Genomic DNA, 7,762 nt, shown 5'->3' with positions numbered 1-7,762 from the left:
TTTCGCGAGCCGTGCGGCTCGATCGGCCCGTTCTGCAGGAGTTGTGCCGCACGCCGGTCGGATCCGATTCCGGATGCCATGGTCTCGGCGGTGCGCGCGTGAGCGTCGCCGCCGAGACGGGCCAGGGCGTCCGCGCCTACGGCCAGGTGCTGCGTCTGCCCGGGGCCCGCAGCTTCGTCGCCGCCGGCATCCTCGCGCGCTTCCCCCGGGCGACGCTGTCGCTCGGCATCATCCTGCTCGTGTCGGCCGCGACCGGCAGCTTCGCCTCGGCCGGGCTCGTCGTCGCACCCCTCGTCGGGGGCATGGCGATCGCGGCGCCCCTGTGGTCGTCGCGCATGGACCGCCACGGCCAGGCCCGCGTGATCCCGGTGTCGCTCGCATGCCTCGTGCTCGCGGCATCCGGGCTGCTCGCCCTCGTGCTCACGGGTGCACCGTTCTGGACGTGGCTCGTGGCCGCGTTCGTCACGGGGGCGGCGACCCCCGACCTCACCTCCGCCGTCCGCGCGCGGTGGACCGTGCTGGCACCGCCGGCTCAGCGCACCCCCGCTCTGGCGCTCGAGACGATCGCCGACCAGATGGTGTTCATCTCGGGGCCGCCCGCCATCACCGCGGTGGCCGCCGCCCTCGACCCCGCGGTGGCGGTCCTCGGCTCGCTCGGGCTCGGAGTGATCGGCGGCGTGTGGCTCGCATCGCAGCGCGCGACGCAGCCCGCACCGACACCGCGCGGGCCGCGCCGAGGGCTCGTCCTGCCGCCCGCCGGGGTGATCCCCATCGCGGTGGCCTGCATCGCCTTCGGCGGAGTCTTCGGCGCCTTCGACGTGAGCCTCGTCGGCTGGGCCGAGCTGAGCGAGCGGCCGTGGCTCGCGGGCCCGGCGTTCAGTGCCTTGGCCGTGGCCATCGCGATCGGGTCGGTCGTCACCGGAGCACGGACGTGGAAACTCTCCCCCGCCGCGCGATACATCCTCTTCGCCGCGCTCGCCTGCGCGGTCGCCCTCGCCCTGCCGTTCGCGCAGGGATCCGCTCCCGCGCTGTTCGGGGTGATCCTCATCCTCGGGCTCGCGCTGTCGCCGGTGATGGTGTCGGGAATCCTCGTGGCATCCGCCCGCGCGCCCGAGGGCCGCGTGACCGAAACCCTCGCCTACCCGACCGCGGCGATGTCGCTCGGCGTGCCGATCGGAGGGGTGATCGCCGGAGCCGCCCTGGATTCGACGGGCCCCGCGGCCGCTCTCGTCACGATCGCCGTCTCGCTGGCGTGCGCGGCGGCGATCGCCGCGGTCGGCGAAGCGCTGCTGCGGATCGCGCAGCGTCGCTGACGTCTCGCGCGTCGGTCAACGGGAGAGCGCGGCACCCAGGTGGCGCAGCACCGAGACGTGGCCGTCGTCGGCGTGCAGGTCGAGCGTCGCGTGCGGGAGGGCGGCCTCGAGCATCCGAGCGTGAGCGGGAGGGATGACGCGATCGCGCTCGCCCTGGACGAGCAGAACGGATGCCGCGACCTCGGCGAGCGCGAACCCCCAGGGCCGGGTGAACGCGAGGTCGTCGTCGATGAGGCCCTCGGGTCCGTCGGCTCCGGCCGCGCCGGCGTCGGCTCCGAGAGACGCCCACTCGCCCTCGAGCGCCGCGAAGTCGGCATCCGTGAACTGCTCCGGATCGAACTCGTCGGTCTCGGCGAAGCGGCGACGTGCGGCTTCGCCGTCGACGGCCGATCGCAGCCCACCCGGCGCCTGCATGCCGGTAAACCACGCGTCATCGCCGGTGAACGGCGCGGGGCTCGCGAAGGTCACGACGCCCCGGACCAGCTTCGGCATCGCGGCCGCGCACGCTATTGCGTGAGGCCCGCCACCGGACGCGCCGACCGAGACGACGGATGCCACGCCGAGGGCGTCGAGCGCCGGAACGAGCCCCGCGGCGACGTCGGCGACGGTGCGACCCGGCTGTCGCGGTGACCCGGCGTAGGCGGGGCGGGCGACGGAGACGACGGCGAGACCGTGGGCGTCGGCCGCCCGCTGCACCGGCGGCAGGATCGCCCCGGTCTGGGGTGACCCGTGGTGCCACAACAGCACGTCGCGCCCCGCGATGTCGGCGACGGAGGTGTGGACGTCGAGCCCCGCGATGCGTCTGCGCATGCCCCCACGCTGTCACGGAGTCCCGTCGCACGCGAGGGCGGGCCGGGATAGCGGGCGCTCTCGAGTCCGTGAGCGTCCAAGAAACCCGGATGATCGCGGCATCCCGTCCGGGCGTTTCGGACACTCGAAAGGGTAGGGGCCAAGGCAGGTTGAGCGTCCGGAACACGCCACCCCGGCGCGCGGGACGCGGAGTGGACGCTCAGCAGGAAAGATGCGGGGTCAGAGGATGACGCCGAACTCCTCGGCCAGCGCCGGGAGCTCCTCGTGCAGCACGCGCGAGGCCTCGACCGCGAGCGGGTTGGTCGAGACGCCCCGGTCGTTGACGAGCTCTCCGCCGACGTAGACCTGCTGCAGGTTGCGCAGGCCGCAGGCGAGGACGTAGCTGCGCACGGGGTTCCACAGCGGTCCGATGTCGGGCGTGCGCGGGTCGACGACCACGAAGTCGGCGAACTTGCCCACCTCGAGGCTGCCGACGCGGTCGTCGACGCCCATGATCTCGGCCCCGCCGAGGGTGTGCAGGCGCAGCACGCGCTCGGGCATCATCGACAGCGGGTCGTGGGTGCGGGCGCGCTGCATGAACATGCCCATGCGCATGTTCTGCCACGGGTCGGCGACGTCGGTGCAGGCCTGGTCGTCGAGGCCCATGCCGACCTTCATGCCCTGCTCGAGCATCTCGGGTACGTGGGCGATGCCCGACGCCAGACGCCCGTTCGACGCGGGCTGCCACGACATGGATGCGCCGCCGGCGGCGGCATCCGCGATGATCTCGGGCGTCGTCTGAATGAAGTGGCCGAACATCATGCCCGGACGCAACGCTCCGGCGTTCTTGTACAGCTGGAACTTCGTCTGCTGGTGCTCGATCGCCTCGTACGTCTCGAGGAAGTGCGCCTGGTTGGTGACGCCGAAGCGGTCCATGACCGCGACCTCGATCTCGGCGGCATCCGGACGCGTCGACCACTGCACCTGGCCCATGATCGAGGCGCCGAGGGCGATGTCGGGATCCATCGCGAGCACGTGGTCGAGCGAGGCCTCGAAGCGCGCGAAGATCTCTTCGTCGGTGCCGACGGTGGCATCGAGGGCGATCGAGTCGACGAAGCGGAGCCCCGCGTCGTGGCATCCGTCGGCCTGCCGGGTGTGCCAGGCGTGGTCGCGGAGCTGGCCGCCACCGTCGGCGCGCTTGCCCTCGACCATCGGCTCCCAGGGCAGCAGCGGGTCGGTGAAGTTGTACGCCGTCGTCACGCCGTTGGCGAGGAAGTCGAGCGAGCCGTGCAGCGTCGCCCAGTAGATCTGGTCGGGCGAGGCGTTGTTGAGCACGCTGAACATCGATGTGCACCAGCCGTAGAGCGTCTGGTCGACGCCGAGTCCGCGCGAGCCGCTCGTGAAGAGGTGACTGTGGGAGGAGACGAATCCGGGGGCGACGAACTTGCCGTCGACGTCGAGGATCTCGTCAGCCGTCATCCCCGGAGCCGGGTCTCCCGCACCGATAGCCGCGATGCGACCGTCGCGGACGAGCATGTATCCGCGCTCGATGTAGCCGGGGTCGTCGGTGCCCGCGGGGACCGTGATGAGACGTGCGTTCGTGACCAGGAGCGACATGTTGATGACGGTAACAATGGCGTGTTTCCGCGGTGTTCCGGGCGTGGGGCGGGTTGTTTGCGGGGCGGCGGGGGCGTACCCATGTCCCGAAAATGGTCACCTGCACGGGTCGCAGGCCGCACAAAGTGGGACAAGATCCCGCCGAAAGTGGGACGAGGTCAGCTACCGCCCGCCACCACCACCGCCACCGCCCGCTACCCGGCCATGTCCCAAAAGTGGCTGCCTGGACGCCCCTCAGACCGCACGAAGTGGGACATGACCCCACCGAAAGGGGGACGAGGTCAGGCCCTCACGCGAACGCCGCGCGCACGGCCGGCGCGATCTGCGCGAACGCCGCGCGCACGGCCGGCGCGATCTGCGCGAGCACCTCGTCGCGCGCGGGCGTCGAGGGGAAGACCAGGAAGAGGTGCGGCACGCCCTCGCGCCGCACGAAGGTCGTCGGAACGTCCGAGGCCGTGAGGCGTTCGGCGTACTCCTCCGCTTCGTCCGACAGCGGATCCACCGCCGCGGCGACGATCACGGCGGGGGCCGACCCGGCCACCTCGGGGGCGCGCAGGGGCGCCGCCTCGACGGGCGCGGCGCCCGCGGCATCCGGAACGTAGAGCCCCCAGTACCACTCCATTCCGCGCGCGGTCAGCGGCAGATCGTCGGTGTGCGCGCGATAGCTGGGGCGTGACGGATCGGGGGCGTCGAGCACCGGGCAGAGCAGAACCTGACACCGGATGCCGGGAGCCCGGCCGTCCCGCGCGCGCAGCGCGAGCGCGGCGGCGAGGTTGCCGCCCGCGCTGTGCCCGGCGACACCGAGCAGCGACGGGTCGATGAGTCCGTCGGCACCCGACGCGGCGAAGCGCAGCGCGCGGTCGAGGTCGTCGAGACCCGCCGGGAAGGGGTGCTCGGGCGCGAGGCGGTAGTCGACGCTGAGCACCTGGGTACCGGTGGCGAGAGCGAGGGTACGGCACAGGGCGTCGTTGTTGTCGAGGTTCCCGGCGACCCACCCGCCGCCGTGGGCGAACACGAGGGTCCCCCGGTGCCCGGCGCGCGGGCGGTAGAGACGCAGGCCCCGGCCCGCGGCATCCAGGTCGATCGACTCGAGGATCTCGTCGTCGGGCATCCGCACCCACGAGGGGTTCGCGCGCAGCTCGGCGATCCGCGCGGTGTCGTCGCCCTCGGCATCCGTCGCCCCCGAGGGGATCGTGCCGGCCCGCGCCGCGAGTCTTTCGAGGTGCGCGCGCACGGCGGGGTCGGTGATGGCGGGGTGAACGGGCACGTCTCTCCTGAGGCTTCGGGCGGGCGATGAGCCGAGCGTACGACCCCGGATGCCGACGACCCGGCGCGACCGCAGAAGCGTTACGCCTCGGAAACACGGGCGTCTCCGGGGGGTGCACCCGCCGGGCGTACGGTGCCGCCGAGGGCGACCCGACGCCCCGCGGAAGGAGCCTCATGTCTCAGCGCGTGATCGTCACGGGCGGGTCCGGCGGCATCGGCGCCGCCATCGTCGAGCGGTTCGTCTCGGACGGCGCCCGGGTCGCGGTGCTCGATCGTCGTGCTCCCGCCGGGGATACGGCATCCCTCTTCTTCTCCGTCGACCTGCGCGACCCCCTCGACACGCGCCGCGCGGTCGGAGAGGCGATCGAGGCACTCGGGGGCGTCGACGTGCTCGTGAATTGCGCGGGGGTGTTCCAGCACGTGTCGCTGCTCGACATCTCGGTCGACGACTGGGATCTCGTGCTCGACATCAACGCGCGCGCGACGCTCGTGACGATGCAGGCTGTCGCCCCGGTCATGCTCGAGGCGCGCGCGGGCTCGATCGTCAACATCGCCAGCATGGCCGCCAAGCAGGGCGGTGGCGGCGAGGGGCACTACGCCGCGTCGAAGGCCGCTGTCGTCGCGCTCACGCGCGCGGGAGCGCAAGAGTGGGGATGCCACGGTGTCCGCGTCAACGCCGTGTGCCCCGGGTACGTGCTCACCGACATGGGCGCCGACACCCGATCCGAGGACGATGTGCGCACGTGGAGCGCGAAGTCGCCGCTCGGGCGACTGGGCGCGCCGGAGGACGTGGCGGGGGTGACACACTTCCTCGCGTCGCCCGCGGGCGGATACCTGACCGGTCAGGCGATCAACGTCACCGGCGGGATGATCATGCACTGAGGCGCGCACGGTGATCCGCCCAGGGTGCGCGAAACTCCTGAGAACCGTCGGCGGCGCCGGCTCGGCCCGCGGGGACTCGGCGTGCCGAGGCACCCGAGCGGCGAAATCTCAGGAGTTCGGCCCGCCCGAGGCCCACGACCGGGCCGTCACCGCAGCCGCCGCGCCACCTCGACGAGCGCCTCGGCGTACGAGTCCTCGGCGCCGTCGCGCCCGCCCGAGAGGTTGACGCCGACGACCCCGGGCAGCGCGAGCATCTCCTCGGCGAGAGCGACGGCGAGGGCGATCCCCTCGGCCCGTGGGTCTCGGGCGCCGCGCACGCGCTCGAGGAACCCCTCGGGCAGCACCAGCGCGGTGAACGACTCCAGCAGGTCGGCCGAGGCGTGGTCGACGACGACGGGGACGCACGGGATGAACCGGAGGCCGCCTCCCACGTCCTCGACGAAACGCCGGACGGGCTCCGCACCCCCGGCGTGGTTCACGAAGCAGACGTCGGCCCCGGCCCGCACCTTTTCGCGCAGGCGCGCGGCGCGGCGGTCGACCGGCGGCGCCGCGGGTGAGGCGGCGACCGAGACGACGTGGCCGGCGGCGCGGGCGAGAGCGGCGGCCTCGGTCGAGTCCAGGTCGAAGACGGGCGCGGCGTCGGGGCGGTGACCGGTGCGCGTGTGGTCACCGGTGACGCAGTGCACGCCCGCCACCCCCTCGACAGCGAGAGCGGCGAGCTCCCCCTCGATCGCGACACGGTTGCGGTCGCGCATGTTCAGGCCGGTCCACACGCGCAGCCCCCGCCGCTGCAGCAGGTGTGCGCGGTACGCGGGAGGGAACTGGACCCGCGCGCTTCCCGCGTCGCCGGCGAGGACGGCATCCACTTCTCCGGCGAGGATCTCCGCGCACGCGTCGATCGACGAGACGCTGAGGGCGCGTGCGGGCAGATCCGCCACCACCCAGGGCCGGGTGTCGAGGGCCGCGAGCGTCTGCGTGGCCGCGGCCGTCCGCGGCGACGGCGCCGGAACCACCGCACGGTCGACCCCCGTCCACGGCACGGTCGGTCGGTGCAGGAACGCGCAGCGGTGCGTCGCATCGATCTCGCACGACCCGTCGAAGCCGACCCCGCCGCAGGGCCCGTACTCCATCCCTTTGGGGCAGGCGTCGATCAGCGGCAGCGAGGTCATAGCCGGAGTGTAGGAAGCGCGTGTTTCGGCGAATGTTCATGGCGGCAACATCGCCGAAACGCGCCGTCCCTACGCTCGGCCCTACCCGCTGCAGCCCCCGGAGGTGGCCATGATCACGGCCGGCACCACGTTCGGTTCCGACGTCGCCGACATCGACGTGCTCGTCGACGACCCGCTTGCGCTGATGCAACGGTGGCTCCCTCCCCACGACGGCGAACTGCGGCCCCTCGCGGCCCTGTCGACCATCGGGCTGGACGGCATCCCCTCGCTCCGTCACGTGCTCATCAGCGACAGGGATGCCGCGGGCCTCACGTTCCACACCGATTCGACCAGCGCGAAGGTCGCCGAGATCGCCGCGAACCCGGTCGCCGCGATGGCGGTGGCGTGGCCCGAGATCGGTCGACAGCTCGTCGTGCGCGGGATCGTCGAGCGGGTCGGCGCGGCGGAGGCCGCCGCGGTGTACCGCCAGCGGTCCCGGTACCTGCAGATGCTCGCGTGGATCAACACGCACGAGAACGCCCACCTGCCCGTCGAGGCGCGGCACCATCTCTGGGCGGAGTTCGGCGACGCCCACCCCGAGCTGGAACCGCCGGAGCGGTGGGCGGGGTTCCGCCTGCGCCCCCTCACCCTGACGTTCTGGCGCGGCGACCCGATCGGGCAGAGCACGCGCCAGCACTACACGCTCGCCGACGGCCGCTGGTCGGGCCGGATCCTGGCGGGCTGAGT

7 protein-coding genes are annotated in these 7,762 nt (G+C 72.8%); 3 read left to right on the top strand and 4 right to left on the bottom strand.

Annotation, left to right across the window (positions count from 1 at the left end; genetic code table 11):
- Window positions 1-1,313, top strand: a 1,313-nt coding sequence (locus ASE56_RS04715; protein ID WP_056225598.1) for an MFS transporter, incomplete at its 5' end; no start/stop codon positions are given.
- Between the two features lie 15 nt (window positions 1,314-1,328).
- Here ASE56_RS04715 and ASE56_RS04710 read toward each other — a convergent pair.
- The 3 genes from ASE56_RS04710 to ASE56_RS04700 all read right to left on the bottom strand — a co-directional run bounded on the left by ASE56_RS04710 (window position 1,329) and on the right by ASE56_RS04700 (window position 4,986).
- Window positions 1,329-2,123, bottom strand: coding sequence for an alpha/beta fold hydrolase (locus tag ASE56_RS04710; RefSeq protein ID WP_056225596.1), 795 nt, complete (start codon window positions 2,121-2,123; stop codon window positions 1,329-1,331).
- Between the two features lie 219 nt (window positions 2,124-2,342).
- Window positions 2,343-3,719 (bottom strand): amidohydrolase family protein, encoded by a 1,377-nt coding sequence (locus ASE56_RS04705; RefSeq protein ID WP_056225592.1) that lies wholly within the window; start codon window positions 3,717-3,719, stop codon window positions 2,343-2,345.
- A gap of 289 nt (window positions 3,720-4,008) precedes the next feature.
- Window positions 4,009-4,986, bottom strand: coding sequence for an alpha/beta hydrolase (locus tag ASE56_RS04700; protein ID WP_056225589.1), 978 nt, complete (start codon window positions 4,984-4,986; stop codon window positions 4,009-4,011).
- A gap of 173 nt (window positions 4,987-5,159) precedes the next feature.
- Here ASE56_RS04700 and ASE56_RS04695 point away from each other — a divergent pair, with 173 nt between their 5' ends.
- The gene (locus tag ASE56_RS04695) at window positions 5,160-5,867 is read left to right on the top strand and encodes an SDR family NAD(P)-dependent oxidoreductase (protein ID WP_056225586.1); all 708 of its coding nucleotides are present in this window, start codon (window positions 5,160-5,162) and stop codon (window positions 5,865-5,867) included.
- 146 nt (window positions 5,868-6,013) lie between these two features.
- On the opposite strand, the gene ASE56_RS04690 is transcribed toward ASE56_RS04695, so the two are convergent.
- Window positions 6,014-7,036, bottom strand: a complete 1,023-nt coding sequence (locus tag ASE56_RS04690; protein ID WP_056225584.1) for a methylenetetrahydrofolate reductase C-terminal domain-containing protein — start codon at window positions 7,034-7,036, stop codon at window positions 6,014-6,016.
- 109 nt (window positions 7,037-7,145) lie between these two features.
- On the opposite strand from ASE56_RS04690, the gene ASE56_RS04685 reads away from it, so the two are divergent.
- The gene (locus ASE56_RS04685; RefSeq protein WP_056225581.1) at window positions 7,146-7,760 is read left to right on the top strand and encodes a pyridoxal 5'-phosphate synthase; all 615 of its coding nucleotides are present in this window, start codon (window positions 7,146-7,148) and stop codon (window positions 7,758-7,760) included.
- The last annotated feature ends 2 nt before the right edge of the window (window positions 7,761-7,762 follow it).

Origin of the sequence: Microbacterium sp. Leaf203, from assembly GCF_001421275.1 — a bacterium.
Taxonomy (GTDB): Bacteria; Actinomycetota; Actinomycetes; order Actinomycetales; family Microbacteriaceae; genus Microbacterium; species Microbacterium testaceum_A.
The sequence above is the reverse complement of the archived record's forward strand: the minus strand, read 5'-3'. Positions and strand labels throughout refer to the sequence as shown.